This window comes from Hoeflea sp. BAL378 (assembly GCF_000759435.1).
Taxonomy (GTDB): domain Bacteria; phylum Pseudomonadota; class Alphaproteobacteria; order Rhizobiales; family Rhizobiaceae; genus Hoeflea.
In genome coordinates, this window is the sequence record NZ_JRJG01000072.1 from 1 (window position 1) to 26456 (window position 26456).

Here is a 26456-nt window from a genome sequence, read left to right on the forward strand (position 1 = left end):
GGCAGCGGCCTGGCCGCCGCCGAAGGCGCTGGCGATCTTCCGGCCGAGCGCCCGGGCGGGCGAGGGGGCGGGCTGCGCGCCGTGCGTCGCTGCGGCGGGAGCGTGGCCGGCGCGGGAGCCGCCGCCGGAGGCGAGCCGGAAGCGGCTGACCAGCCCCTCCAGCTTGACGGCTTCGCCCGACAGGCCCTGCGTCGCCGCATTGGTCTGTTCCACCATCGCCGCGTTCTGCTGGGTCATCTGGTCCATCTGGTTGATTGCCGCATTGATCTCGGCCAGCGCGTTGGACTGCTCGCGCGAGGCGGTGACGATCGACTGGATGTGGTCGTTGATCCGGGTGACCTCCACCTCGATCTCGCCCAGCGACTGGCCGGTCTCGTTGACCAACGCCACGCCGCTGCTGACCTGGGACGAGGAGGTCTCGATCAGCGTCTTGATCTCCTTGGCGGCATTGGCCGAGCGGCCGGCGAGTTCGCGCACTTCCTGGGCGACGACGGCGAAGCCCCGTCCGGCCTCCCCGGCGCGGGCGGCTTCGACGCCGGCATTGAGCGCCAGCAGGTTGGTCTGGAAGGCGATGTCGTCGATCACCGAGATGATCTGGCTGATCTTGTGCGACGATTCCTCGATCTTCTCCATGGCGCCGATGGCGTTGCGCACCACGGTGCCGGATTTCTCCGCGCCCTTCTGGGCGTTGGAGGCCATGATGCTGGCCTCGTCGGCACGCTGCGAGGAGTTCTTCACCGTCGAGGTGATCTCGTCGAGCGCCGCGGCGGTCTCTTCGAGCGAGGCCGCCTGCTGCTCGGTGCGGCGCGACAGGTCGTCCGACGCCGAGCCGATTTCGGTCGAGGACAGGTGCACCGATCGGGTCCCCGCCGAAATCTCCTCCATGGTGGAGTTCAGCGCGTCGAGCGAGGCGTTGAACTCGGTGCGCAGCTTCTCGAATTCCGGCGCGAAGGCATCGCGGATGCGATAGGTAAGGTCTCCGGACGACAGCCGCTCGAGGCCGGTGGTCAAAGCGTCGATGACGCGGCTGCGCTCGGCTTCGGTCTGGGCGCGGTCGGCCGCGTCCGACGCGTCGCGCTGTTCTTTCTCGCTGCGGGCCTGGCCCACTTCCTGGTCGACGCGGAGCTTGTCGATCGCCGCGGCGCGGAAGGCAACGAGCGACTGCGCCATCAGGCCGATTTCATCATTGCGGTCGGCGTCCTGGATCTCGCGGTCGAGTTCGCCCCCAGCCACGCGCTGCATGTCGTCGCGCAATCCCGCCAGCGAGCGGACGATGCCGCGGCCGATCAGCCAGGCCATCGCGCCCACCAGCAAGAGGAAGACCAGCGCCGACATCGACTGCTTGATCTTCGAGGATTCGGCGGCCGCGGCGACTGTCGCCATCTGCGCGCTGACATGGTCATTGCCGACCCGGGCGAGCGCGGTCAGGTTCTCGTTCAGGCGCGCGCCGCCGCCATCGATGGCGTCGTCGAGCGCTGCGAATTCCTCCGTCGCGGCATTGGCCTCGATCAGCGCCGGAAGCCGGACCTGGATGGCATCGGCCACCTCGGCCACATCGGCGTCAAAGCCCTCCATCAGCCCGGGCTGGCCCACCTGGCCGGCGACCTTGCGGGCGGCCTCGGCGCCTGAACGGATGATGGCAAGCGAATTGGCGATGATCTCGGCCCGCTCGGGAAGGATCACGCCCTCGTCGCGGTCGATGATCGAATCCATCGCCGCCAGCGTCATTTCGATATTGGCCAACCGCATGCCGTTGATGGTCACCAGCTCCTGGTTCATCTGATCGGCGAGCGTCACGGAATTCTGGGTCCGGGTGCCCTGGATCCAGCCGATGCCGGCAAGGCAGGCAAAGCCGATGGCGGCGGCGGCGCCGATGGCAACCAGTTTTGTGCGTATGGTGATGGTGTTTTTCATCGTTCCGTCCGTGGGAAAGTGTCTCATGTAAGGTGGCTGACCGCAGCAGCGACCGACGGCCTGGGCCTGAGTAGAGGGGCTGGCACTCGAAGATTGTTTACTTAAAGGGACTGTCCGACAGATCGCATCATGCTTGGCCGGAGCGTATTGCCTGGCCACTGTCTCTCGTCACACTCTGCCCCGGTAACCTTAATTAAGAATGAAACCTGTAGCGCCCCTTGGCCGGGCGGCTGCGGGCCGTGGCAGCGGAGCGTGCGGTCAAGAATCCCGCTGCGGCGGCCTATGGCCGGGCAAGGATGAAGTCAGGCGCGATACCGGACCTTGCGATCGCCTCGGCCGGGTCGCCGCCGTCGAAAAAGCCGTAGCCCTGGATCAGCGCCGTCCTGAAACCGGCGGCGCTGCCGCCAAGAATGTCGGTGTGCAGCGTGTCGCCCACCATCACCACCCGGTGGTCGGGAACGCCGGGCCGGATGCGGGTGCGGGCCATGTCGAAGATCGCCGGGAACGGCTTGCCGTAGAACACCGGCGCGATGCCGGTGGCATCGGCGAGCCGGTGGGCGTAGTGGCCCGGTTCGCGCGACAGGCCGGCCTCGACCGGGGCGACCAGGTCGGGATTGCCCACGAGCAGCTCGCGCGGCCTGGCGCGGAGCGCGCCCTCGAGAAGCGCCTGCCGGGTCTCGGTCCAGGCCGAGGCGCCGAACATCAGGAAGCCTTCGGCCTCGGCATAGGCCTCCCTGTCGTCCTCGAGGAAGAAGGCGCCGTCGGGAAGTTCCTCGCGCCCGAATGCGGAGGCGGCCACCAGGCCCCATCGGCGGTGGGGCAGGGCGTCGAGAGCGGCCAGCAGCGCCATGCGGCTCGAGACCACGTCGGCGGTCGCGAAACTGTAGCCCAGCCGTTGGTAGCGGGCGTGCAGCGCCGAGGAGGGATAGCCCGCCGCGTTTGTGACGACCAGCACCTGCTTGCCCAAGCGCCTGAGCCCGTCGATGCGCTCGACCACGCCCGGAATCGCGGTCTCGCCGATGTTGAGCACGCCGAAAGCGTCGAGCAGGAAGACATCGAACTCATCGGCGATGGCGTCGAGGTTCTCGGCGCGCAGGCTGGCCGCGGCCGGGCGCGGGGCGGGCAGGCGGTGGCGCACCGCATGGTACTCGTTGAAGGCCCAGGCCGCGTCCTGGCCGGTGATCACCGCCGCGCCCGTGCTCATAGGGAGGCTCCGCGCATCATGGCCGACACCCGCGCGCCCGAAGCCGTCTGCGGTGCGGTTCGCTCCTCGCGCCCCGTCACAGCATCTGCGCCTTGTCGACCAGGTCCTGCTTGGTCGGATAGAGCGCGGTGTCGACGCCGCGCTCGGCGAGCGCCTGGCGCAGCTCTTCCTCGTCCAGCGCCTCGATCGCCTCCGCGCTCATGGCCATGAAGTTGAGCTTGCGCCTGAGCGGCGGGTTGATCTCGCCGAAGACGCTCGCATTGGCGAAGCCGAACTCGCGGGCGTATTTCTCCATGAAATGGTGCAGGAAGGTGTTGAGCGCCGGGCGCACCCTGGCGTCGTCGGTCATGTGACGGCCGCAGGCGTCGAGCGTGTCGACCATCAGCCGGGTCCAGCGCGCCGCGCCCCGCTCGGTCATCACCTCCATGGCGTTGTGGGTGTGGTGGAAGTTCAGCCGGAACTCGGCGCCGTGATAGGCCGGCCCTCCGCCCATCACGTCGACCCACATCTGCGCCTGGGTCATGACGTGATGCTCGAGGGGGCCAACGCGGGCGAAGGGAGCGACGAACCACGGCTCGTCGGCGAAGACGCGCTCGTAGAAATTCCTCACAATGGCGACGATCCGATCGGGGCCGAGCACGGAATAGAGCTGCCAGAACTGGATCGGCTTGGACGGGTCGTTCGGCGCGTCGAGCGAAATCACCTGCGCCATCCGGTGGGCCTCGGCGGGCAGAAGCTTCCTGTCGATCGCCGCTGCGATATAGGCGCGCTGGATGGCCTGGGTCATGTAGCCCTGACGCGTCGGATAGGTCGGATAGGCGTATGTGCTCACGCGGATGCCTTCTCGGAATCGGGAATCGGATCGTGCCATATGTGAGCATCCGTGCGCGCCAGCGCAAGTTCCGGCGGTTCCGCGTGTTTTCGCTTGAACCTCCAGCCGCTAGAGGGATTAAACCCTCATACACTTCCGATTCGAACCCCGGGGCGCGAGACCATGGCTCACCATCACCACCATCCTGTCGATCCCGGAGCGGGCGATTCCCGTGTCGGCTGGGCGGTCGCTGTCAATTTCGGGCTCACCATCGCGCAGATCGTCGGCGGCATCTTCTCGGGAAGCCTGGCGATGATCGCCGACGCCATCCACAATCTGTCGGACGCGCTGTCGCTGGCGATCGCCTTCTTCGCCCGCAAGATCGCCCGGCGGCCGGCCGACCAGGCGATGACCTTCGGCTACGGCCGCGCCGAGGTGGTGGCGGCGCTGATCAACTACACGACGCTGGTCCTGATCGGGCTCTATCTCGTCTACGAGGCGGTGATGCGCTTCCTCACGCCCGAGGGCGTCGACGGCTGGCTGGTGGTGATCATCGCCGGCGTGGCGCTCCTGGTCGACCTCGTCACCGCGATGCTCACCTACAGCCTGTCGAAAGACAGCGTCAACATCCGCGCGGCCTTCATGCACAATGTCGCCGACGCGCTGGGCTCGGTGGCCGTGATCGTCGCGGGCACGCTGATCATCCTCTATGACTGGCTCTGGATCGACCCGGCCGTGACGCTGATGATCGCCGGCTACATCCTGTGGATGTCGTTCAATGAAATCGGCGGCGTCGTCCGCATCCTCATGCTCGGCAGCCCGCCGGAGCTGAGCGCCGTCAGGGTGATCGCCGCCATCGAGGCCATCGACGGCGTCACCGGCGTGCACCATGTCCACCTGTGGCAGATGCAGGAGCACGACGCCGCGCTCGACGCGCATCTCGTCATCGCCGCCGGCCGCTGGACGGAGGCCGACGCGATCAAGCAGGCGGTCAAGGACCGGCTCAAGCACGAGTTCGGCCTCGGCCACACGACGCTGGAGCTCGAATGCGCGGCGCATGCCTGCGTCGGCGCCAGGGTGATCGGCTAAGCCGTCGTCAGGCCATGAACTGGATGTGCGGGCGGCTGTGGAACGGCGACGGGCTGACACCCGCCTCAACCCGGAACACCTCGCGCAGGAGCGGCTCCGTCAGCACCGCCTCGGGAGAGCCGCAGGCGTAGACGCGGCCTTCCTGCAAGACGACGATCCGGTCGCAGAACATGGACGCGAGATTGAGGTCATGCAGCGCCACCACGCTGGTCAGGTCGAGATCGCGCACCAGCCGCAGGATCTCGATCTGGTGGTGGATGTCGAGATGGTTGGTCGGCTCGTCGAGGAACAGGATCTTCGGCGACTGGGCGAGCGCGCGGGCGATGTGGACGCGCTGGCGCTCGCCGCCCGAGAGCGTCTGCCAGGCCTGTCCCTTGCGCGAGGTCATGTCGACCCGTTCGAGCGCGGTCGTTACCGCCTCCTGGTCTTCGGCCGACCAGCCCGCCAGCGCCGAGCGGTGCGGCGTGCGGCCGAGCCGGACCACGTCGAGCACGCTGACATTGGTGTCGGTGGCGGCGTTCTGCTGCACGAAGGCCACCTCCTGCGACAGGGCGCGGCGCGGCACATGGGCGATGTCCCGGCCCTGGATCTCCACACGCCCGGAACTGGGGCGCCTGAGACCGGCGAGCAGCCTGAGCAGGGAGGATTTGCCCGAGCCGTTGGGGCCGATCAGGCCCAGGGTCTCGCCCGGCGCCACCGTCAGCGAGACATCGGAGACGATGGTCCTGCGCTTGACGCCCCAGACCAGGTTTTCGGCTTCGATGATCATGACTGGGGTCTCGCGCGGTACAGGATGATGGCGAAGAAGGGCACGCCGACCAGCGCGGTGACGACGCCGATCGGCACCGTCTGCTGCGCCACGATTACCCGCGAGGCGATGTCGGCGCACACCATGAAGATGGCGCCCACCGCGGCGCAGGCGGGAAGCAGCCTGAGATGCAGCGGCCCGACCACGTAGCGCGCGGCGTGCGGCACCACCAGGCCGACGAAGCCGATGGCGCCCACCATGCTGACGATGGTGGCCGTCAGGATGGCGGTGACGGCGAACATGATCAGCCGGATCCGCGCCACCGGCACGCCCAGCGCCGCGGCGTCCTCGTCGCCGAAGGTGAAGGCGTCGAGCGCCCGGGCCATGAAGATGCAGACCGCAAGCGACACCACGACCACGATGAGGAGAAGCTGGAAATCCGGCCAGCGCACGCCGCCGAAGCTGCCCAGAAGCCAGAACATGACGTCGCGCGCCTGCTGGGCGTTGCCGGAGGTGGTGACGATGTAGGAGGTGAGCGCGTTGAAGAGCTGCGCGGCGGCGACGCCGGCCAGGATCGTGTGGTTGGGGCCGCTGGTGGCGCCGTTCGACAGGATGGCGACGAAGGCGAAGGCCGAGAAGGCGCCGACGAAGGCGCCCAGCGACAGCGACAGGCTGCCTGCGCCCACGCCCAGCACGATCACCGAGACCGCGCCGGTGGATGCGCCGGCGGAGACCCCCAGGACGAAGGGTTCCGCCAGCGCGTTGCGCAGCAGGGCCTGAAGGATCGCGCCGCTGATCGCGAGGCCCGCGCCCGCGAGCGCCGCCACCAGCGTCCGGCTCAGGCGCAGGTTCCAGACCACGCTCTGCTCGATCGGCGGGATCTCGGCCCCGGTGAGGCCGAGACCGTTGGTGATGGCGAGCGCCACCGTCCCGAGGCCGATGCTGTAGTCGCCGATGGCGGTCGCCACGGCGATCGCCAGGGCGAGCAGGCCGAGGCAGGCCACCAGCAGCAGGACCAGCCGGAAGGCCCCCGCGTCGGAATGCTCGGGTGTCATCGCGACAGGTCGAAACCCTTGAGCTGCCCGGCGAGCTGCTCGGCGCCGTAGAGCACGCGCAGGCCGGCATTCATCGCCGCCCCGTCGATGACGGCGATGCGTCCCTTGCTTACGGCCGGCATGCGGCTGACGGTCGGATCGGTGGAGAGGAAGGCGATCTTGTTTTCGGCCTTGTCGAGATCCCAGCGGTTGCGGTCGACCTGGGCCACGACCATCACCGTCGGGTCGGCGGCCATGATGCCTTCCCAGCCGAGCGTCGGCCATTCCGATTCGGTGGTGAGTGCGTTTGCGCCGCCGAGAATGTCGGCGAGATAGGCCGAAGGTCCGTTGCCGCCGGCGAGATAGGCGTCGTCGGAGGGCGAGGGGCTCGAGAACCAGAACAGGAAGGTGAGGTCCTCATTGTCCGCGAAGTTCGCCCGGAGTGCGGCCTCGCGCGCCTTGAACCCGTCGATCAACCCCTGACCGCGGTCGGCCACGTCGAAGATCCGCGCGATGTCCTCGATCTCCTTGTAGACCAGGTCCATGGTCCACAGCTCGTGGCGGCTGCCATAGACGTCGGTGGCGCTCTTGGTGGTCGAGCAGGCGCTGGGCGACAGGTAGGTGGGGATGCCGAGATCGTCGAAATCCTTGCGCTTGGCGACCTTGCTGTCATCGCCCATCAGCGTGACCAGCATCGCCGCGACGAAGTCCGGCTGCTTGGCCAGCACCGATTCGAGCGTCGGGAACTCGACGGTCAGCACCTCGACCTTGCCATTGGCCTCTTCCAGTTCCGGCAGCACCTTGTTGGGCCAGAAGGCGGTGGCGGCCATCCTGTCCTCGAGGCCGAGCAGGAACATGATCTCCGCGCTGTTCTGCCCCAGCGCCACGGCCTTCTCCGGCGCCTGATCGAAGGTGACCGACTGGCCGCAATTCTCGATCGTCAGCGGGTAGGCGGTCGGCTCCGCGCGGAGCGCGGTGCAGGCCAGGGTGGCTGCAACCGTCCCCAGCACAAAAAGGCTCTTGTTCAACATCCGGCACTCTCCATTACCTGACTAAAATTGTCATGTTTCCCTACAGAGCCGGCCTGGAAGAATCAAGAGTGATTTACTCATGTTTTTAGGAGGATCCCCAAGGCAGCGCGACCCGTGGGGTCGCTGCCTCGAAGGGTCCCGGCGCGGCCGCGCAACCCGGGACATTTATCCAGCGGGCAGGGTCAAACCGACAGGCCCATCAGGCACGTGATTCCGGCCCCGGGCGGCGGAACCTTCGCACCGCTGCCACGTTCTTCCCTCGAACGACCCCGTCGCCCATTTCGCGCGACACAGACCCTCACGAGATGGAGAGCCCCATGGCGAAGAAGACCGACGACAGCCGCACGAAAGCCGTGCTGGGAGACCAGACATTCGAGCGCGGCGCAGGCGGGGAGACCCATCAGACCGCGAAAGGCGACATCCCCACGCTCACCACCCAGGTGGGTACGCCGGTGGCCGACGACCAGAATTCGCTGCGCGCCGGACGGCGCGGGCCGACGCTGGTCGAGGACCAGCATTTCCGCGAGAAGATCTTCCACTTCGACCACGAGCGCATTCCCGAGCGCGTGGTCCATGCCCGCGGCTTCGGCGCGCACGGCTATTTCGAGGCCTACGAGTCGCTCGCGGACCTCACCCGCGCCGACATCTTTCAGCGCCCCGGCGAGAAGACCGAGCTGTTCGTCCGCTTCTCCACCGTCGCCGGCAGCAAGGGCTCGGCTGACGTGGCGCGCGACGTCCGCGGCTTCGCGGTCAAGTTCTACACCAAGGAGGGAAACTGGGACCTCGTCGGCAACAACATCCCGGTCTTCTTCATCCAGGACGCGATCAAGTTCCCCGATCTCATCCACGCCGCCAAGCCCGAGCCCGACCGGGACTTCCCGCAGGCGCAGACCGCGCATGACAATTTCTGGGATTTCATCTCGCTCACCCCGGAATCGATCAACATGGCGCTGTGGATCATGTCCGACCGCACCATCCCGCGCTCCTTCCGCTTCATGGAAGGCTTTGGCGTCCACACCTTCCGGCTGATCAACGCCGAAGGCAAGTCGAGCTTCGTCAAGTTCCACTGGAAGCCCAAGCAGGGCCTGCAGTCTGTCGCTTGGAACGAGGCGGTCAAGCTCAACGGAGCCGATCCCGACTTCCACCGCCGTGACCTCTGGTCGGCGATCAAGTCGGGCGATTTCCCCGAATGGGAGCTCGGCCTGCAGGTGTTCGACGAGAAATTCGCCGAAGAATTCGAGTTCGACGTGCTCGACGCCACCAAGATCATCCCCGAGGAACAGGTGCCGGTGCGCATCGTCGGCCGCATGGTGCTTAATCGCTGCGTCGACAATTTCTTCGCCGAGACCGAGCAGGTGGCGTTCCAGACCGGCAATATTGTGCCCGGCATCGATTTCACCAACGACCCGCTACTGCAGGGCCGCAACTTCTCCTATCTCGACACCCAGTTGAGCCGGCTCGGCTCGACCAATTTCAACCATCTGCCGGTGAATGCGCCGCGCTGCCCGTTCCACCACTTCCAGCAGGACGGCCACATGGCCTTCCACAATCCCACCGGGCGGGCCAATTACGAGCCCAATTCCTGGGGCGACGAGGGCGGCCCGCGCGAGAACCCTCAGACCGGCTTCACGAGCCACCCCGAGGAGTTCGACGGACCCAAGGGCCGCCACCGCTCGGAGACCTTCGCCGACCATTACAGCCAGGCGCGCCAGTTCTACCTGTCGCAGACCGGGGTCGAGCAGGCCCACATCACTGATGCCTTCGTGTTCGAACTGTCCAAGGTCGAGCGGCTCGCGATCCGCGAGCGGATGGTGGCGCATCTCCTCAATGTCGACGAGGATCTCGCCAAGCAGGTCGGCAAGGGCCTGCGACTGAAGTCCATGCCCAAGCCCGCCGATGCGGCGCGGCCGACGCTCACCGGTCTCAAGCCGTCGCCGAAACTGTCGATCGTCGCCAACGGCCCCGAAAGCTTCAAGGGCCGCAAGATGGGCGTGCTCGTCACCGATGGCGTCGACATCGCCCTGGTCAAGGCGCTTGAGGCGGCGCTGAAGAAGGAAGGCGCGATGATCGAGTTCGTGGCGCCCCATGTCGGCGGCGTGGAAGCCAGCGACGGCACCTGGATCGAGGCGCAGCAGAAGATCGACGGCGGCCCTTCGGTGCTTTACGACGCGGTCGCCGTGCTGGTCTCGGAGGCGGGCGTCAAGGAGCTTGCCAAGATGCCGCCGGCGCGCGACTTCGTCGCCGATGCCTTCGCCCACTGCAAGTTCATCGCCTATTCGGCCTCCGCCCAGCCGCTGCTCGAGAAGGCCGGCATCTGGGCCGATCTCGACGATGGCTGCCGTGAACTCGACAAGAAGGCCGATGTCACGGGCTTCATCGACCTTTGCGGCGCGCTGCGCTTCTGGGACCGGGAAAAGGCGCTCAAATAGAGCGGTCGCGAAAAGGGTCCGCGTCGTCCGGCGCGGGCCCGCTCACCTGGCCGCGTCGCGCCACAGCGTCGCGATCCGGCTTTGCACCACCTTCCTGTCGTCCATCAGCAGGTTCTTGAGGATCGCGCGGACCTGGGCGTGCAGCGCGGCAGAGCGGGCGGCCATGCAGGTGCGCAGCGTGGCGATCTCGGCGGCGTTTCCGAGCGCCCCGGTGTCTTCGGCGATCAGGGCTTCGAGGTTGGCGAGATCGTGGTCGTCGCCCAGCGCCTCGCCGGCGAGATCGGCCACCTCGGCGCGCAGGCCCATCTGGCCGGGCCATGCCTTGCGCATCAGTTCCACATGCATGCGGTGATATTTGATGCGCTTGCGCAGCTCGTGCCAGTCGGCCGCCGCGCCGGTTTCGGCCGCGGTGGCGCATGCCGTCAGCGCCCGGCCGTAGGTCTGGGCGAACCCCCTGGCCAGCGTCCTGCCGGCCTTGCCGGGCTTGTCGGGCAGGCTCAGGTCGCCGAGCGCGGCCATGCCCGCCTCGCAAGCGGCGATCGCCGCGGCGATGGCCTCTTCGAGGCCTGCCTCTTCGGCGGCCATCCGGTCGCGGCGCTCGACCAGGCGGGCGCGGACGGAAAACAGCGCATCGTGATTCTCCGCCGTCGCCTCGCTTTCGATCAGCCGTTCGAGCACCTCGACCAGCGCCGTCGCGTCGCGCACGGAGGACAGCGTCGCGGCGATGTCGCGCACCTGGGCGTTCTCGCGGGCGCAGAAGCCGGGCGCCGCGGAGCGGATCAGGCGGAACAGGCCGCGCAGCTTCTTGAAGCGCTTGCGCGCGTCGTGGATAGCCTGGTCGCGGCCGTCGGGCTGATCGCGCAAGACCTCGATGGCGCGCGCGTACTGGATCCGGGCGATGCGCGTCACTTCGCCGGTCAGCGGCTTTGCAGGCTCGATGCGGTAGCTCACGGCCGCGCTCCCTCGGGCCAGCCGTGGGTGGCGAGCATGGCGTTGCTCCAGGCCGCCTCGCCGGTCACCTCGCGGCCGAGCCAGGCGGGCAGGGCGGGGGTCTCGTCCTCTGAGCCCATCTCCACCTCGGCGATCACCAGGCCCGCGAGCCGGCCCTCGAACACGTCGACCTCCCAGAGATAGCCGCCCGAGCGGAGGATATGGCGGGTCTTCTCGATCCGCCGCGCCGGGTTCGCCGCCACCATCTGGCGCGCGTCCTCGAGCGGCACGGGATATTCGAATTCGTCGCGGGTCATGTCCGACACGCCGAACTTGACGGCAAGCCGCGCCTCGGCGTCGCAGGAAATGCGCACCCGCACCGAGGTGTCGCCGTCAATCGCCAGATAGGCCTGGACGATGGCGCGCGAGGTCTCCACCCCGGCCCGCCAGGCGTCGCTGTCGACGATGAATTTGCGCTCGATTTCCCGGGCCATGCGCCAGTGTTGACCCAAAACCGTGTCATGTTCAATGGCATAGAGTGTGCGGACTGTTGGCAACCCGTCCCTGCCGCCACCCCCGCCGGCGCGGCGCTAGAGGCAGCGGTAAAGCCGCACCGGCCTGGCATTGCCCCGCGCGATGATGCCCTTGGCCTCGAGATCAAGCTGCACCGCCTTGAGCCACCAGCCGGCCTTCTCGCCGCCGGGGAACAGGTCCTGCGACAAATGGTCGAGCAGCGCCGCTTTCGCCTCGGCCACCGTTATCCCAGGCGGCGCCTCGGGCAGCACAGGCAGGAGCGCGTCGCGCATGGCCATGTATTTGGCGCGGTCGACCCGTTGCCTGTGGTGCGGGGACGTGATGCTCTCGATCTCGATCCGGTCATCGGCATCAGACATGTAGCTCTCCCTGAACCGGGAATTTCGGGGTGCGGAACCCCATCCGGATCCAGGCTCCCAGCAGCCGGGCGTAGAACCGCAGCGAATGGCTCTTCAGGTTGGGCACGTCGCCGGGCAGGGCGGCTGGATCGGGGGCGTCTCCGGCCATCGTGCGCATCTCCAGCGGCGGCCGTTCATCCTCCTTCCACAGCCCGGCATAGAGGCTCAGCCAATGGCCGCCGGCGAAATCCAGCCAGATCGGCGTGTTGCAGCAGGCGGCGACGACCCGCCGCGTGCCCGCCCCGGGCGAGAGGCGGAAGGCACGCAGATGCCCGGCGCCCTCGACGATCGCGGCGCGGTCCTTGCGCTGCATGACGAAAGCGGTGGCGCCCTTGGCGTCAACGATCTTCGGCGCGCCGGGCAGGGTCTCGAGCAGGCCGCCCGCCTTGCGGCAGCTCGTGCAGAGGCATTCGACGCTGGCGATCGGCGGCCCCTCCAGCCGCAGGCCAACCTGTCCGCAAGCGCAGGAAAGTGTGTGTCGATGGGTCATGATCGCCTCCGGTCTCGTTATCAATTAGACTGGACAGTCCAGTTTGATTTGTCAAGACGGAGTGCTATGGTCGCAGGCGAAAACCAGAAGGGCCGGGACATGAGCAACGGGGCAGCCACGCGGGTCCAGCGCAGCCGGGAGAAGATCCTCGCGGCGGCGGAGCGCCTTTTCCTGCAGGAGGGTTTTCTCGGCGCCAGCATGGATGCGCTCGCCGAGCAGGCTTCGGTCTCCAAGCAGACCGTCTATGCCCATTTCCAGTCCAAGGAGGCGCTGTTTCTGGAAGTGATCGCGGCCATGACCGGCGGTGCGGCGCGCGCCATCGGCGAGGATGTCGAGGAGCCGCTCGACGACCGGCCGGTGCGGGAGTACCTCACCGCGATCGCCATCGACCAGCTCGACATCGTCATGACGCCGCGGCTGATGCAGCTCAGGCGCATGGTCATCGGCGAGGTCGGCCGGTTTCCGGAGCTGGGCCGGTCACTCTATGAAAACGGCCCGCTGGTCTCGATCCGGCGGATCGCCCGGGCGCTTGCCCACTACATCGCCATCGGCCAGATCCGCGATTGTGATCCGGCCCGGGCGGCGGCGCAATTCAACTGGCTGGTGATGGGCGCGCCCACCAATGCCGCCATGCTGCTGGGGGACGAAGCCATCCCCTCGCGCGCCGAGCTGCACGCGCATGCCGGGGAGGCTGTGCGGATATTCCTCTGCGCCCATGCGGTTGCAGTCGATCGCGACTGACCCTGCGGGCCAAAAAAAACCTCCGGCCCTGGGAGCCGGAGGTGCGGGGCGCGCTTGATGCGCCTTTGAACCTGAATGCGTGGCGAAGGCCGTCAGGCAGCCTTCATGGCCTGCGGCTTTTCGCCGGCGAGCGACTTTCCGACGGCTTCCACCGCCCAGGCCTTGATCTGCGCCTCGAGCTCCTCGTTGCGCAGCCGCAGCGCCTCGATCTGGCTGTCCACCTTGTCGCGTTCGGCCTGGTGGATGGCGTCGAGGGCGGCCTGCAGTTCCTTGTTGCGGGCCTTGAGCGTTTCGTTGTCATGGCCGCTGAGCGCATCGATCTTGCTCTGCAGCGTCAGGATCTGCGAGGTCGCCTTGGACTGGAATTCGACGAGGTCGGCGATCCTGGCGCTGTTGGCGATCGCCGCGGCGTCGGCGCCGGATTTGGGCGTGAGGAACAGGGCGGCGATGGCGAAGACCGCGAACAGCGGCACCAGCGCGATGCTCGCGCCCGCCAGCATGTGCTGCAGACCAAGATGGCCGACATCGAAGGCCGCGGCGAAGAACACGGTCGCCAGCAGCATCGCGGTGACCGCGAGGCCCTTCGACACCAGGCCCATCATGCCGCCGGGCGCGCTTTCGGCCGTGCCTTTGTTGGTTTTGGGGGCTGCCACATCTCACTCCTTACGCGATACAAACGATCTGGTCCTGATCGGCGCCGCAAAAGCGGGCGACCCCGCACCGAAGCGGACGTCCGGACGCGCCGTCTCAAGGGAATTTGAACATTGCCGGGATCACAGCCGATCCGACCGGCGCCGCGGGCCCGCATCATGCTTCCCCGAAAGGACGCCCGCATGCCGACCTTACCCATACGGCTTTAAGGAAAGGTGAAAAGCGCCGGCGTTTTGTTGCCGCCCGCGGCGGCGCGAGGACAGGGCGCCGCGGTCCGCGCCCGGCCATGGGGCGCGGCCGGCGTGCGCCCGGCTTCAGGTCCGGTCGAGCTTGCCGGGCTTGTCGAGCTCGTCCGCATCGGCGCCCGGCGTTTCGAAACGGGCCTGCACCTCCATCCTCGCCATCTTGATCAGGTAGGAGAGAAACTTGTTGTCGGTGTGCCGCGACATGTCATAGGCGGCGGCAAGCAGGCCCTGGATCTTCAGGAGCGCGAGAGTCTGGTCGGTGGTGGTGGGTTGGTCGCTCATGAATTTGCCTCGATCGCGGGACGGCGGGAAGGTTCGATGAAGGGCAGTTGCTCGCCCCGGCGCACGACCAGCGGCCGGGTGACGGAGGCATGCTCGCGGCCTGTCCGCAGCGCCTTCTCGTTGACCTCGATATAGGCCACCAGGCACCAGTCGCCCGACAGCACGCGCGGCAGGCCGGCCGGGATCACGTTCCAGCCCATGTCGAGCCAGCGCTTGAGCAGATATTGCTGCAGCACCCCGCCGATATGGCTGATGCCTTCCTCGACGCAGTACTCCATCACCGCGCAGAACATCTGCCCCAGGATCCCGGTCGAGCCGACGCCGCGGTATTCCGGCAGCACATAGGTGCGGGTCCAGTCGGCCCAGTCCTCGCGGCGGGGCAGGCCGATGTTCTCGCACATGTGCGGGAACTCCTCCGACACCAGGTTGGGCAGGTTCGTCGGCATCAGCCGCGCCGAGGTGACGACCCGGTCGCCCAGGATTCCCAGCATGTAGGTGGCGTGCGGCGTGTCGAAGGGATCGAGTTCGAGGCCGTCGTCGCTGATCGGCACCCAGCGGTTGGCCACCGCGTAATATTCGTGGCGGCGGCGAAGGAATTCCTCGAATTCGCGTTCATAGAGATGCTTGTTGCGCGTGGTGACGACGTGTGCCTCGATCATCCTCGTTCCCCTTTGTTCCCGAGGAGAGAGGATACGGGGCGCCGTTAGCGGATGTCGCCTAGCCGATCCGCCAGTTGACCGAGCGTGATCTCGCCGTGTTGAAGTGCCCGGACCACGGCGTGAGTGGTGTTGGAGGCGTTGAGCTTGGCCCGGATCTGCGCGGTGTGAAACCGCACCGTCTGCTCGCTCACATTGAGGATGACGGAGATCTCCCAGCAGGATTTGCCGGCCGAGGTCCACAGCAGCACTTCCCGCTCGCGCCCGGTCAGCCGGCCGCGCTCGGGCTGCTTGCGCTGGCGGCGCTCGATCGTCGAGGAGGTGTAGATCGCCATCAGGTTGATGGCGCCGCGGTCGCGCGGACTGAGCATGAGCTTGTCCGGCCCGCCGAAGGACATCACCGAGAGCCATTCGTCGCGGGAGAACAGCGGCACCACATAGCCGTCGACCAGGCCGTGCTCGGCGGCTTCGCCGGCGACCCGGGCGGCGCCCTCCATCGCCGAGAAGCCCGGATCCACGTCGCTCCAGACGAAGGGCTCGACCTTGGCGAACACCTGCTGGCAGACCGCGTCGGTCCGGGCGTAATCACGCTCGACATAGAGGTCCCACCAGTCCTGCGGGAAGCGGTTGGTCTTGACCAGCGGCGCGATCGAGCTGTCTCCGGCGGGCAGGCCGGTGTAGATCATGTGCTGGAAGCCGAAATTGGCCACCACCTGCAACAGGTCGTCGAGCAGGTCGTCGATCAGCACATGGGCGTCCACGCGCTCGATGAATTCGAACACGGCCGCGTCCTGCGCGCTCATGGGCAGGCTCGGTATTGAATTGGCCTCAGACCAGTCAAGATGCCCCCATAAAAAACAAGATCCTAACCCATAAAATTACATGGTGCAATTCTGGCGGCCGCACCCCCTGCGCCCGCCGGCGGATCATCCGTGCCCGCCCGCCCACGCTAGAGTGTTTCACTGTGAAAAACGAGAGGCGCCGGGGAGAATTCGCGCGGAGAGGGCGGCTATCCCCTGCGGCATCGTGTCTGGGCGTCAGCGGCCCCGGGCCCCATGCCCGGCGGCCCGGTCAGGGGTAGGTGCGCTCGGCGATCGGCGTGGTGTCGATCAGATCCTCGATGGCCGCGACCAGCACGCTTTCGGCCGGATTGAGGCTGCGGCGCGGGTTCTTGACGAAGTAGATATCCGCCGTGGGCAGACCGGCATAGGGCGGCAGCGGCCAGAGCAGCCCGGCCTCGACGTCGCGGCCGGCGACATGGACGGGCAGGGCGCCGACGCCGATGCCGGCCACGATCATGCGGCGCACCTCGGGCAGGTTGGCGGAGATCCCCTTGATCTCGGGGTTGAGCAGGGCGCGCTCGCGCAATTGCGCCAGCAGGAACAGCGGGCCGCTCTCGACTTCCGTCTGGAACGAGACCGAGTTTTCGCCCTGGAGTTCCGAGAGCTTGATCTGGGTCTTGCCGAACAGCCGGTGCCGCGGGCCGCAATAGAGCGCGAACCGCTCGCGGTACAGGGGTTTGGCCACCAGCGCCGGATCGGGATCGCGCATCAGGCAGACGCCGAACGTGGCCCGGTTCTGCCTGACCCGGCTCAGCACTTCCGAGCTTTCGGCCACCGACAGCGAATAGGTCACGCCCGGATGGTCGGCGTTGAAATCGAACAGCACCCGGTCGAGATGCTCGGAGACGACATGGCTGGTCATGACGATGTTGATGTGGCCGCTCACCCGCCGCTGCGCCTTGGTGATCAGACCCGGGATCTGCGAGACGGCGCCGAACAGCGCGTTGCACTCCTGGTAGAGAACCTGGCCCGCCTCGGTCACGGCGAAATTGCCCGGCCGCCGGTCGACCAGCGACACGCCGACGGTGGTCTCGAGCCGCTTGAGCGCACTTGAGATGGTCGGCTGGGTCACCCCCAGGAAGTCCGCGGCGCGGGTCAGCCCCTTCTGGTCGACGACGATCATGAAGGTGCGGAGCAGGTTCCAGTCGAGGTTCCAGGGGAAGCGCTGTTCGTAAGGCTGCATCATAAATCCTGTCTATAGTTGGGATAGATAATATTTGTTTGATCCATAGTAAACCGGCATGCGACAAAAACCGTCGAGGACTGATGCGGCCTAGGCCACTCCCAGCGCACGGCAGTCCGTGAGATCATCCAACCAGTGGAACAGAAAAGGGCGTCACATGAACGCGTTTACCAAGATCATCGGGACCGTGCTTGCAGCAGGCTCGCTTGCATTCATCTCGGCCGGCAGCGTCGCCGCCGACGAACTCGCCACCATCAAGGAAAAGGGCACGATGCGCATCGCCATGAGCGGCGCCTATCCTCCCTTCAACTTCGTCAACGAGCAGAACGAAGTGGTGGGCTTCGACGCCGCCATCGGCACCGAGATCGCCAAGCGCATGGGACTCGAGACCGAAATCGTCACCACCGCCTGGGACGGCATCATCGGCGGGCTGCTCGCCAACAAGTATGACGCCATCGTCGGCTCGATGTCGATCACCGAGGAGCGCCAGAAGGTGGTCGATTTCGTCGGCCCCTATTACACCACCAAGCGCGCGGTGTTCACCATGGCCGGCTCGCCGATCACCAGCGTCGCCCAGCTTTCCGACGCCACCGTCGGCGTGACGCTCGGCGAGACCCACGAGCAGTGGGCCCGCGAGCAGGGCTATGACGTCAAGACCTACAAGGGCCTTCCCGAGCTGCTGCTCGAGCTCGAGAACGGTCGCGTCGACGCCATCATCGCCGATTCGGTCGCCGTGATCCTCGCCGCCAAGGAAAGCGGCCGCGATCTGGTCGCGCTCAACGATCTCGAGACCGAGGCCGTCGGCGCGGGCATCGCCATCCGCCAGGGCAATCCCGAGCTCAAGGCGGCGATGCAGAAGGCGCTCGACGAGATCCAGGCGGACGGCACCTATGTCGAAATCGCCAACAAATGGGTCGGCGGCGACATCCGCTGAGTTTTCAGAAACTCTCCCCCTCGCGCGGCGATCAGGTCCCTGCGCGGGGGCTTTTTTCAGAGCAGGATGGCCTAACGGGGCCACGAGGAACAAGCCACAATGAAGACCCATTACGGCCAGCTCACGATCGATGAAGTCCGCGAGGCGGACAAGGACCGGGTGGTCATCCTCTCGGTCTCGGCCACCGAGGACCACGGCTCGCACATGCCGCTCGACACCGACACGGTGCTGGGCATGGCGGTGGCGGAAGGGGCGGCGAAACTCGCGCCCGAGGACATCCTGGTGATGCCGCCGATTCCCTATGGCTTCAACGAGCACCACAAGGATTTCCCGGGCGTCATCTGGATCGAGCCGGAGACGCTGATCGCCTTCATCACCGACGTCACCAAGTCGCTCGCCCATCACGGCTTCCGCCGTATCCTGCTTCTGAATTCGCACGGCTCGAACCATCCGGTGCTCGATCTCGCCGCGCGCAAGACCGTCATCCAGTCCGAGGTCCTCTGCGTCTCGTGCTCCTACTGGAACCTGATCTCCAAAGAGATCAACGAGATCCGCAAGTCCGAGCTCGGCGGCATCGCGCATGCCGGCGAATTCGAGGCCTCGATCTACATGCACCTGCATCCGGATCTGGTCGATCTCTCCAAGGCGACCAGGCAGATCGCCCACAATCCGGGCTCGAAGTTCTTCAATCTCGACCTCGCCGGCGGCGGCGGCAAAGCGATGCTGATGCGCTGGTGGTCGTCGGTCTCCGAGGACGGCACCATGGGCGATCCGACGGTCGCCACCGCCGAGAACGGCAAGCTGTTCCTCGACGCCGCCATCAACGCGACCGTCGAGCTGGTGCGCGAGATCCGCGCGCTGCCGCTGCTGCCGCGCAAGGACCATCACTGAGCATTGCCCGGCATCGCGGCTGAACGGGGAGGAGACGCGCCTTGGACACAGATTTGATGATTCGCGTCTTCCCGTTCTTCCTCGAGGCGGCCTGGGTGACGATCCAGCTTGCCGTGCTGTCGGGGGCGATGGGGCTCGCCTGTGGCGCGCTGGGGGCGGCGGCGCGGCTGTCGCGCTCGCCGGCGCTGCGCTTTGCCGGCGCTGCCTATGTCAGCGTCATCCGCGGCACCCCGGCGCTGATCCAGGTCTTCATCCTCTATTTCGGCGGGCCGCAGGTGGGCATCCAGCTCGATGCCTTCGAGGCGGGGGTGCTGGCGCTCGGCTTCAACATCGGCGCCTACATGACCGAGACCATGCGCGGCGCCATCATCTCGGTCGACCGCGGCCAGACCGAGGCCGCGCGCACGCTGGGGCTGAGCCGCTTCGAGACCTTCCGCTCGGTCACCCTGCCGCAGGCGCTACGGCTGATGATCCGGCCGCTCGGCGTCAACATCAACGCGCTCATCAAGGGCACGGCGCTGGTCGCCGCCATCTCGGTGGTCGAGCTCACCTACACCGCCCAGCGCTATATCGGCTCCACCTACAAGCCGTTCGAGATGTTCCTGCTCGCCGGCGTCCTCTACATGGCGATCATCTATGTGACGGGGCTCGGCGTGAACTGGCTCGATCGCCGCGCGGCGCTCAGATGACAGTGCTTTTGACCAGGTCCGGAGGCTGTCATGGGTCTTGATTTCACCGTCGTTCCCCCGTTTGCCGGGGCCTTGCTCACCGGCGCGCTGTGGACCATCGCCATCACCGTCTCGGGGGCGGTGCTGAGCTTCTTCGGCGGCATCGTCTTCGCCGTCATCGCGCTCTACGCGCCGCTCGTCGTCAGGCTGCCGTTCCGGCTGTTCGCCTGGCTGTTCATGGGCACGCCGCTCTTGCTGCAACTGTTCCTGATCTATTTCGGCCTGATCCAGATCGGCGTCGACCTGCCGGCCTTCGTCGCCGGCGTCATCGGGCTCGGGCTGCATTTCGCGGTCTACAATTCCGACATCATCCAGGCCGGCATCCGCGCCGTCGACATCGGCCAGTACGAGGGCGCGCGCACGCTGGGGCTGAGCCGCCTGCAGACGCTGCGCAAGGTCGTCGTGCCGCAGGCCATCCGCTCGGTGGTGCCGCCGATCGGCAACAACATGATCGCGCTCCTCAAGGATTCGGCGCTGGTCTCGGTGATCGGCGTGGCGGAACTCACGCTGTCGTCGCAGATGGCGATCTCGCGCACCTTCCGGCCGTTCGAATTCTATGTCGCGGCGGCCGCCTGCTACTACGTCATCAACCTTGGCCTCGAGGCCGGACTGCGCCGCATCGAGCGGCGCATCCAGATCGCCCGCTGAGGCAGGGAGGGACATCCATGACCGACAGACCCATCATCGACATCAGGCACGCGGCCAAGAGCTACGGCACGCTCGAAGTGCTCAAGGACATCAGCCTGCAGGTGAAGAAAGGCCAGATCGTCGCCATCATCGGCCCCAGCGGCTCGGGGAAATCCACACTGCTGCGCGCCATCAACGATCTGGATCCACTGACCTCGGGCGAGGTGTGGCTCGAGGATGCCCAGGTCAACAAGAAGCTGCCCACCCGCCAGTACGAGGCGCACATCAATTCCGTGCGCCAGAACATCGGCATGGTGTTCCAGCACTTCAACCTTTTTCCCCATCTCAATGTCCGCGACAACATCACGCTGGCGCCGAAGATGCTCAAGGGCATCTCCAAGGCCGAGGCCGATCAGCTCGCCGTCGAGCAGTTGAACAAGGTCGGGCTCCTCGACCGGATCGACTATTATCCCTCGCAGCTCTCGGGCGGGCAGAAGCAGCGCGTGGCCATCGCCCGGGCGCTCGCCATGAAGCCCAAGGTGATGCTGTTCGACGAGGCAACGTCCGCGCTCGACCCGGAACTGGTCGAGGAGGTCAACCTGGTCATGAAGCAGCTTGCCGAAGAGCACATGACCATGATCATCGTCACCCACGAGATGGGCTTCGCCCAGGACGTCTGCGACCGGGTGCTGTTCATGGACCAGGGCGTGGTGGTCGAGGAAGGACCGCCGGAGGTGATCTTCAAGACCCCCGCCAACGAACGCACCAAGAATTTCCTGCGCAAACACCTCAAAGGACAGAATTAACGTGAAGACCAGCGGCAGAGACCTCACATCCAACCTGTTCTACCAGTCCCGCCTGACCCGGCCGATGCTCGACCGGTCGGAGGGCATCTATCTCTACGACACCACCGGCAAACGCTATCTCGACGGATCGAGCGGCGCCATGGTGTCCAATATCGGCCATTCCAACGCCAATGTTCTGGCGGCGATGAAGAGGCAGATGGACAAGGCCACCTTCGGCTACCGGCTGCATTTCCAGAACGAGGCCGCGGAAAAGCTCGCGAAAATGACCGCCGAGCGCATGCCCGAGGAACTCGACCGGGTGTTCTTCGTCTCGGGCGGGTCGGAGGCGGTGGAAAGCACCATCAAGCTCGCCCGGCAGTATGCGCTGGCGGTCGGCGAAGCGAGCCGCTGGAAGGTGATCTCGCGCTTCCCCTCCTATCACGGCGGCACGCTCGGCGCGGTGGCGCTCACCGGCTACGATCCGCTGACCAAGCCGTTCGAGCCGATGTTCCGGCCGATGCCGAAGATCGCGGCGCCGCTCTGCTATCTCGACCGCGACAATCTTTCGGATGAGGAGCGCGGGCTCAAATATGCCGACCTGCTGCGCGATGAGATCCTCGCCCAGGGGCCGGAGACGGTGCTCGCCTTCATCATGGAGCCGGTCGGCGGCGCCTCCACCGGCGCGCTGGTGGCGCCCGACAGCTATTACGGCCGCATCCGCGAGATCTGCAACGAGTTCGGCATCCTGCTGATCTACGACGAGGTCATGACCGGGGCAGGGCGCACCGGAAAATTCGTGGCGTCGGAGCACTGGGGCGTGATCCCCGACATCGTCGCCCTGTCGAAGGGCTTTGCCGCGGGCTATGCGCCGCTCGGCGCGATGGTGGCCAAGAACGCGATCGTCGACAAGGTTCTCGACGCCGGCGGCTTCATGCACGGCTTCACCTATGCCGGCAATCCGCTCGCCTGCGCCGCGGGCTGCGCGGTGCTGGAAGAAATGGACCGCCTGAACCTCGTCGACAATGCAAGGGTGATGGGCGACCTGCTGAAGGCGGAACTGACCCAGTTGATGGACCGCTATCCCTTTATCGGCGACGTGCGCGGCAAGGGCCTGCTGCTCGCCTTCGAGCTCGTCTCCGACCGCGAGACCATGACGCCCTTGCCCAAGGGGCTCAACGCCTACAACCGGCTGGTCGATCTCGCCTATGAGCGCGGGCTGATCATCTATTCGCGCCGCACCCGCGGCGGCCATGAGGGCGACCATTTCCTGGTCTGCCCGCCGCTGATCATCACCGAGGCTCAGATCGGCGAGATCATCGCCACGCTGACCGAATGCCTCGACGCCATGGCCGCGGAAATGAACCTGCCGGTGACCGGATAATGCCGCTCCTCGACAAATCGACAGACCTCGCCGAGGCGATCGGCCGGATCGGCGACGGCGCGCGGATCATGATCGGCGGCTTCGGCGTGCCCGGAACGCCGTTCACGCTGATTGCGGAACTGGTCCGGCACGGGCCCAAGAACCTCACCATCATCAAGAACGACGCCAACGAGCCTGGCATGGGCGTCGACTGGCTGCTCGGAGCGGGCATGGTCAGCCGGCTGATCACCAGCCATGTCGGGCTCAACGGCAATGCCGTCCGGATGATGAATGCGGGCGAGATCGAGGTCGAGTTCGTCGCGCAAGGCATCCTCGCCGAGCGCATCCGCACCGCCGGCGCGGGCCTCAAGGGCTTCGTCAGCGACATCGGCATCGGCACGCTTCTGGCCGAGGGCAAGCAGCGTGTCGAGATGGACGGCGCGACCTACCTGATCGAGCCCGCGCTCGAGGCCGATTTCGCGCTCGTCCACGCCGCCCGCGCCGACACCTTCGGCAATCTCGCCTATGCGGCGACGGCGCGGAACTTCAACCCGCTGATGGCGATGGCGGCGAACTGCACCATCGCCGAGGCCGAGGTCATCGTCGGGACCGGCGGCATCGATCCAGACATGGTCCATACGCCGGCGCCCTTTGTCGATCACCTGGTCGCCCTGCCGGAAAAGCTGATGGAGGTCTACGGTGTCGTCCACCGCTAAGCAAAGAATGCTCGCCCGCGCCGCGCGCGACATTACCCCCGGCATGACCGTCAATCTCGGCATCGGCCTGCCGACCCAGGTGATGGCCCATGTCGGCGCCGATTGCCCGGTCTGCCTGCATTCCGAAAACGGCATCGCCGGCGTCGGCGGGCTTGCCGCCCCCGGCCATGAGGACCGCAACCTGATCGACGCCGGCGGCGGCTACATCACCTGTGCGCCCGGCGGATCGTTCTTCGACAGCGCCGTGTCCTTCGCGTTGGTGCGGGGAGGGCGGCTCGATCTCACTTTGCTCGGCGCCTTCGAGGTCGCCGCCAATGGCGATCTCGCCAACTGGATCATTCCCGGAAAATCCGCGGCCGGCGTCGGCGGCGCCATCGAGCTCGCGCAGAAGGCGCGGCGCGTCGGCGTGCTCACCAGCCATACCGACAAGCACGGCAATCCCAAGATCCTCGAGCGCTGCACCCTGCCGCTGACGGCCGTGGGCTGCGTCAACCGCATCTACACCGACATGGCGGTCTGCGACGTGCAGCCCGACGGCCTGCATCTGGTCGAACTGGCCGAGGGCGTGACGCTGGCCGAGGTGCGCGCGGCGACCGGCGCGCCGCTGATCGTGCCCGCAGGACCGATCCCGACATTCTAGGAGCCATGCCCAAATGATCACCCCGCAGGACGAAACCCGCATTCTCCACGCCGTCGACGCCGTGTTCGACCGCGAGATCGAGTTCCTCGCCGAACTCGTCTCGCATCCGTCGACGCGGGGCAACGAGCAGTCGGCGCAGGACTTCATGGCCGCCGAATTTTCCGCGCGCGGCTACGCCGTCGACCGCTGGCAGATCGATGTCGCCGAGATCGCCCATCTGCCGGGCTTCTCGCCGGTGATCGGCGCCTATGACGACGCGGTCAATGTCGTCGCCACGCACCGGGGCCGGAGCGGCGCCGGCCGGAGCCTGATCCTCAACGGCCATGTCGACGTGGTGCCGGAAGGCCCGCTCGACATGTGGCACACGCCGCCCTACGCGCCGCGCGTCGAGGACGGCTGGATGTATGGCCGCGGCGCGGGCGACATGAAGGCGGGGCTTGCCTCCAACCTGTTCGCGCTCGATGCGCTCCGGCATCTGGGCTTGGCGCCGGCCGCGGATGTGTTCGTCCAGTCGGTGGTGGAGGAGGAATGCACCGGCAACGGCGCGCTCGCCTGCCTGCAGCGCGGCTATCGCGCCGATGCGGCGCTGATCCCCGAACCGTTCGCCGAAAAGCTGGTCACCGCGCAACTGGGCGTGCTGTGGTTCCAGGTGCATCTCAAGGGCATCCCGGTCCATGTCGCCTATGCCGGCAGCGGCTCGAACGCGATCGAGGCGGCGATCCCGCTGATCGCCGCGCTGCACGAGATGGAGCACCGCTGGAACGCGGCGGAGCGGCGCCACGGCGATTATGCCGGGCACAATCACGCGCTCAATCTCAATATCGGCAAGATTGCGGGCGGCGACTGGACCAGTTCGGTGCCGGCCTGGTGCGTCTTCGACGTGCGCATGGGCCTGTTTCCCGGCCAGGACCTCGAGGAGGCCAGGCGCGAGATCGAGGCGGTGCTCCACGACGCGGCGCAGGCCCACCCGTTTCTGAAGAAGCATGCGCCCGAGATCGTCTATCACGGCTTTCATGCCGAAGGCTACGCGCTGTCGCAGGACAGCTCCGCCGGCGCCGCGCAGGCGATCGCGGTGCTGGAAAACGCCCATCACACCGTCAACGGCTCGGCGCTCGACCGGATCGCCATCACCGCCACCACCGACGCCCGCTTCTTCGGGCTCTACGCCGACACGCCGGCGCTGGTCTACGGGCCGCGGGCGGAGGCCATTCACGGATTCAACGAGCAGGTGGAGCTCGAATCGGTGCGCCGCGTGACGCAGGCCACCGCCGTGTTCATCGCCAACTGGTGCGGTCTCGAACGACACTGAGAAGGAATACCCCATGCGCGACGCCGTCATTGTCTCCACCGCCCGCACGCCGATCGGCAAAGCCTATCGCGGCGCCTTCAACGCCACCCAGGCCCCGGTGCTGATGGCGCACGCGATCAGGGCTGCGGTCGCCCGCGCCGGCCTCGAGGGCGGCGAGATCGAGGATCTCACCATGGGCTCGGCGCTCACCCAGGGCACCGCCGGCGTCAACGCCGCGCGCCATGCGGTGATCGCGGCCGGCCTCCCGGACACGGTCGCCGGCGCCACCATCGACCGGCAATGCGCCTCGGGCCTGTCGGCGCTCGCCCACGCCGCCTATCAGGTGATGCATGAGGGCGTCGCCGTCGCCATGGCCGGCGGCGTCGATTCGATCTCGCTGGTGCAGAACGCGCACTGGAACGCCCATGCCTACCGCGTCGCCTGCGTGCCCGACAGCTACTACATGAGCATGCTCGACACCGCGGAGCTCGTGGCCGCGCGCTATGGCGTGAGCCGCGAGGCGCAGGATCTTTATGCCTTCGAAAGCCAACGCTGCACGGCCGAAGCGCAGGCCGCCGGCCGCTACGACGCCGAGATTGTCGCCATGGAGACGGTCAAGTCCGTCACCGACAAGGCGACCGGAGAGACCTCCGAGCAACAGGTCAGGCTCACCCGCGACGAATGCAACCGCCCCGACACGACGCTTGAAGGGCTTGCGTCGCTCCAGCCGGTGAGGGGCGAGGGCAAGGTGGTGACCGCCGGCAATGCCAGCCAGTTGTCCGACGGCGCCTCGGCGCTGGTCGTCATGTCGGGCGAGGAGGCGGCACGGCGCAAGCTCGCGCCGCTCGGCATTTTCCGCGGCATGGCGGTCGCCGGCTGCGCGCCCGAGGAAATGGGCATCGGGCCCGTGGTCGCCATCCCGCGCCTGCTCGCCCGCCACGGGCTCAAGCCCGACGACATCGACCTGTGGGAAATCAACGAGGCCTTCGCCGCCCAGCTTCTCTACTGTCGCGACAAGCTCGGCATCGATCCGGAAAAACTCAACGTCAATGGCGGCGCCATCTCCATCGGCCACCCCTACGGCATGAGCGGCGCCCGCATGGCGGGCCATGTGCTGATCGAGGGCCGCCGGCGCGGCGCCAGGCTCGCCGTCGTCTCGATGTGCGTCGGCGGCGGCATGGGCGCCGCGGGCCTGTTCGAAATCTGCGGGTGAGGCGGGCGCTCAGGCGCCGCAACTTTTTGACAAGATCCTCCGCGGAATGGCCGGTCCCCATC

General features: G+C 66.9%; 28 protein-coding genes. 13 read left to right on the plus strand and 15 right to left on the minus strand.

The window, feature by feature from the left end:
• The 3 genes from LL06_RS15980 to LL06_RS15990 form a co-directional block, all read right to left on the minus strand.
• Window positions 1-1914, minus strand: a 1914-nt coding sequence (locus tag LL06_RS15980; protein ID WP_052161636.1) for a methyl-accepting chemotaxis protein, incomplete at its 3' end; no start/stop codon positions are given.
• Between the two features lie 280 nt (window positions 1915-2194).
• The gene (locus LL06_RS15985; RefSeq protein WP_052161637.1) at window positions 2195-3118 is read right to left on the minus strand and encodes an HAD hydrolase-like protein; all 924 of its coding nucleotides are present in this window, start codon (window positions 3116-3118) and stop codon (window positions 2195-2197) included.
• Between the two features lie 76 nt (window positions 3119-3194).
• A complete protein-coding gene (locus tag LL06_RS15990) occupies window positions 3195-3950 on the minus strand; it encodes a hypothetical protein (protein WP_035529030.1) in 756 nt (251 codons plus the stop codon).
• Window positions 3951-4112: 162 nt separating this feature from the next.
• Here LL06_RS15990 and LL06_RS15995 point away from each other — a divergent pair, with 162 nt between their 5' ends.
• Window positions 4113-5018, plus strand: a complete 906-nt coding sequence (locus tag LL06_RS15995; protein WP_035529032.1) for a cation diffusion facilitator family transporter — start codon at window positions 4113-4115, stop codon at window positions 5016-5018.
• Window positions 5019-5025: 7 nt separating this feature from the next.
• On the opposite strand, the gene LL06_RS16000 is transcribed toward LL06_RS15995, so the two are convergent.
• From LL06_RS16000 to LL06_RS16010, 3 genes are read right to left on the minus strand one after another with little or no spacing between them, the layout of a single operon-like run.
• A complete protein-coding gene (locus LL06_RS16000; RefSeq protein ID WP_035529035.1) occupies window positions 5026-5787 on the minus strand; it encodes an ABC transporter ATP-binding protein in 762 nt (253 codons plus the stop codon).
• Window positions 5784-6821, minus strand: coding sequence for an iron chelate uptake ABC transporter family permease subunit (locus LL06_RS16005; protein WP_035529038.1), 1038 nt, complete (start codon window positions 6819-6821; stop codon window positions 5784-5786). Before LL06_RS16005 ends, LL06_RS16000 begins: the two co-directional genes overlap by 4 nt.
• Complete coding sequence (locus tag LL06_RS16010) at window positions 6818-7831, minus strand: ABC transporter substrate-binding protein (protein ID WP_035529040.1); 1014 nt, start codon at window positions 7829-7831, stop codon at window positions 6818-6820. Before LL06_RS16010 ends, LL06_RS16005 begins: the two co-directional genes overlap by 4 nt.
• A 317-nt stretch (window positions 7832-8148) precedes the next feature.
• Between LL06_RS16010 and LL06_RS16015 the strand changes: the two genes are divergently transcribed.
• The gene (locus LL06_RS16015; protein WP_081964018.1) at window positions 8149-10260 is read left to right on the plus strand and encodes a catalase; all 2112 of its coding nucleotides are present in this window, start codon (window positions 8149-8151) and stop codon (window positions 10258-10260) included.
• Between the two features lie 42 nt (window positions 10261-10302).
• Here LL06_RS16015 and LL06_RS16020 read toward each other — a convergent pair whose 3' ends face one another.
• The 4 genes from LL06_RS16020 to LL06_RS16035 all read right to left on the minus strand — a co-directional run bounded on the left by LL06_RS16020 (window position 10303) and on the right by LL06_RS16035 (window position 12612).
• Window positions 10303-11211 carry a CHAD domain-containing protein gene (locus LL06_RS16020; protein WP_052161638.1) on the minus strand — a complete coding sequence of 303 codons (909 nt, stop codon included), beginning with the start codon at window positions 11209-11211 and terminating at the stop codon, window positions 10303-10305.
• Window positions 11208-11684, minus strand: coding sequence for a CYTH domain-containing protein (locus tag LL06_RS16025; protein WP_035529046.1), 477 nt, complete (start codon window positions 11682-11684; stop codon window positions 11208-11210). The genes LL06_RS16020 and LL06_RS16025 overlap by 4 nt, the downstream gene beginning before the upstream one ends.
• A 96-nt stretch (window positions 11685-11780) precedes the next feature.
• Window positions 11781-12083 carry a hypothetical protein gene (locus tag LL06_RS16030; RefSeq protein WP_035529048.1) on the minus strand — a complete coding sequence of 101 codons (303 nt, stop codon included), beginning with the start codon at window positions 12081-12083 and terminating at the stop codon, window positions 11781-11783.
• A complete protein-coding gene (locus tag LL06_RS16035) occupies window positions 12076-12612 on the minus strand; it encodes a DUF6151 family protein (protein ID WP_035529050.1) in 537 nt (178 codons plus the stop codon). Before LL06_RS16035 ends, LL06_RS16030 begins: the two co-directional genes overlap by 8 nt.
• 99 nt (window positions 12613-12711) lie before the next feature.
• On the opposite strand from LL06_RS16035, the gene LL06_RS16040 reads away from it, so the two are divergent.
• Window positions 12712-13353 carry a TetR/AcrR family transcriptional regulator gene (locus tag LL06_RS16040; protein ID WP_035529102.1) on the plus strand — a complete coding sequence of 214 codons (642 nt, stop codon included), beginning with the start codon at window positions 12712-12714 and terminating at the stop codon, window positions 13351-13353.
• 92 nt (window positions 13354-13445) lie between these two features.
• On the opposite strand, the gene LL06_RS16045 is transcribed toward LL06_RS16040, so the two are convergent.
• From LL06_RS16045 to LL06_RS16065, 5 genes are all read right to left on the minus strand, one after another.
• Window positions 13446-14006, minus strand: coding sequence for a hypothetical protein (locus LL06_RS16045; RefSeq protein WP_035529052.1), 561 nt, complete (start codon window positions 14004-14006; stop codon window positions 13446-13448).
• A gap of 312 nt (window positions 14007-14318) precedes the next feature.
• Window positions 14319-14531, minus strand: a complete 213-nt coding sequence (locus LL06_RS16050; RefSeq protein ID WP_035529055.1) for a hypothetical protein — start codon at window positions 14529-14531, stop codon at window positions 14319-14321.
• Complete coding sequence (locus LL06_RS16055) at window positions 14528-15190, minus strand: acyl-homoserine-lactone synthase (protein ID WP_035529057.1); 663 nt, start codon at window positions 15188-15190, stop codon at window positions 14528-14530. Before LL06_RS16055 ends, LL06_RS16050 begins: the two co-directional genes overlap by 4 nt.
• A gap of 44 nt (window positions 15191-15234) precedes the next feature.
• Window positions 15235-15990 carry a LuxR family transcriptional regulator gene (locus LL06_RS16060; RefSeq protein ID WP_052161639.1) on the minus strand — a complete coding sequence of 252 codons (756 nt, stop codon included), beginning with the start codon at window positions 15988-15990 and terminating at the stop codon, window positions 15235-15237.
• Window positions 15991-16258: 268 nt separating this feature from the next.
• A complete protein-coding gene (locus tag LL06_RS16065) occupies window positions 16259-17212 on the minus strand; it encodes a LysR family transcriptional regulator (protein ID WP_052161640.1) in 954 nt (317 codons plus the stop codon).
• A gap of 157 nt (window positions 17213-17369) precedes the next feature.
• Here LL06_RS16065 and LL06_RS16070 point away from each other — a divergent pair, with 157 nt between their 5' ends.
• The 10 genes from LL06_RS16070 to LL06_RS16115 all read left to right on the plus strand — a co-directional run bounded on the left by LL06_RS16070 (window position 17370) and on the right by LL06_RS16115 (window position 26394).
• Window positions 17370-18146 (plus strand): transporter substrate-binding domain-containing protein, encoded by a 777-nt coding sequence (locus LL06_RS16070; RefSeq protein ID WP_035529063.1) that lies wholly within the window; start codon window positions 17370-17372, stop codon window positions 18144-18146.
• A gap of 99 nt (window positions 18147-18245) precedes the next feature.
• Entirely contained in the window at window positions 18246-19037 is a 792-nt protein-coding gene (locus LL06_RS26445) for a creatininase family protein (RefSeq protein ID WP_052161641.1), read from the plus strand.
• A gap of 41 nt (window positions 19038-19078) precedes the next feature.
• Window positions 19079-19726, plus strand: a complete 648-nt coding sequence (locus tag LL06_RS16080) for an amino acid ABC transporter permease (RefSeq protein ID WP_035529065.1) — start codon at window positions 19079-19081, stop codon at window positions 19724-19726.
• 30 nt (window positions 19727-19756) lie between these two features.
• Window positions 19757-20413, plus strand: coding sequence for an amino acid ABC transporter permease (locus LL06_RS16085; RefSeq protein ID WP_035529067.1), 657 nt, complete (start codon window positions 19757-19759; stop codon window positions 20411-20413).
• Between the two features lie 17 nt (window positions 20414-20430).
• Window positions 20431-21198 (plus strand): amino acid ABC transporter ATP-binding protein, encoded by a 768-nt coding sequence (locus tag LL06_RS16090; RefSeq protein WP_035529069.1) that lies wholly within the window; start codon window positions 20431-20433, stop codon window positions 21196-21198.
• 64 nt (window positions 21199-21262) lie between these two features.
• A complete protein-coding gene (locus tag LL06_RS16095) occupies window positions 21263-22558 on the plus strand; it encodes an aspartate aminotransferase family protein (protein WP_052161643.1) in 1296 nt (431 codons plus the stop codon).
• Complete coding sequence (locus tag LL06_RS16100) at window positions 22558-23253, plus strand: CoA transferase subunit A (protein ID WP_035529074.1); 696 nt, start codon at window positions 22558-22560, stop codon at window positions 23251-23253. The genes LL06_RS16095 and LL06_RS16100 overlap by 1 nt, the downstream gene beginning before the upstream one ends.
• A 7-nt stretch (window positions 23254-23260) precedes the next feature.
• Window positions 23261-23893: a 3-oxoacid CoA-transferase subunit B gene (locus LL06_RS16105; protein WP_035529077.1), complete on the plus strand. Its 633-nt coding sequence runs from the start codon at window positions 23261-23263 to the stop codon at window positions 23891-23893.
• 13 nt (window positions 23894-23906) lie between these two features.
• Window positions 23907-25202 (plus strand): ArgE/DapE family deacylase, encoded by a 1296-nt coding sequence (locus LL06_RS16110; RefSeq protein ID WP_035529080.1) that lies wholly within the window; start codon window positions 23907-23909, stop codon window positions 25200-25202.
• 13 nt (window positions 25203-25215) lie between these two features.
• Window positions 25216-26394 (plus strand): acetyl-CoA C-acyltransferase, encoded by a 1179-nt coding sequence (locus tag LL06_RS16115; RefSeq protein ID WP_035529091.1) that lies wholly within the window; start codon window positions 25216-25218, stop codon window positions 26392-26394.
• Window positions 26395-26456: the final 62 nt, after the last annotated feature.